At 64.8% G+C, this 651-nt stretch carries 1 protein-coding gene; it reads right to left on the bottom strand.

Going from position 1 to position 651, the window contains the following annotated elements; genetic code table 11:
- Positions 1-650 (bottom strand): sigma-70 domain-containing protein (locus ABWU19_RS15020; RefSeq protein WP_435902432.1); only part of this gene is annotated, 650 nt, incomplete at its 3' end.
- Position 651: the final 1 nt, after the last annotated feature.

Genomic DNA, 651 nt, shown 5'->3' with positions numbered 1-651 from the left:
CCCGCCAAAAAGCGCTCGAGGGTGGATAGCTCCTCACCCTTCAACCCCAGCCGGGCTTTCTCCAGGGCCTCCTCGAGCTCATCCTCGAACTGCTCAACCGCCACCATATCCTCAAGCCGGGTACCGGTCTCCGGGTGGGGAGACGACAGGCTGAGGATGCGGTTTGCCTCCTCCAGATAGAGCAGGCGCTCGAGGGTGACCTCATCTACCCCAAGGGCTTGCGCCAGCTCGGGGGGAGTGGGTGTGCGTCCGAGGCTCCCTTCCAGCTCCAACCGCACCGCCACCAGCTTCTTCAAAAGCCGGTTCTCGCGGTACGTGCCCACGCCGTCCTGGGTCAGCCGCTCCCGGACCTTGCGGTCCAGGGCCACGTTCACCCGGAAGGTGAGGTTCTTGTTACCAGCCGGAAGGGGCTTCTTCAGCACCTCCACCACCGTCAAGAGGAGCTCCTGGGCCAGGTCACGCGCCTCGTCGCCCAGCCGGTGGAACAGCCGGAAAGCCTTCTCGAAGGCCAGGTAGCCGTAGTGGGCTACCAGGGCCTCGAAAGCCTGGCTATCCCCGTGCTTGTAGGCGACGTAGTTCCGCATGACCATCTCCCGCGACAAAAGCCCAAGAGGGCTCGCTTTAGCGACCGCCAGGCCGCCGACCATCAGC

Source organism: Meiothermus cerbereus (assembly GCF_051297115.1).
GTDB lineage: Bacteria > Deinococcota > Deinococci > Deinococcales > Thermaceae > Meiothermus > Meiothermus cerbereus_A.
This window is presented reverse-complemented; position numbering and strand designations above follow the sequence as displayed.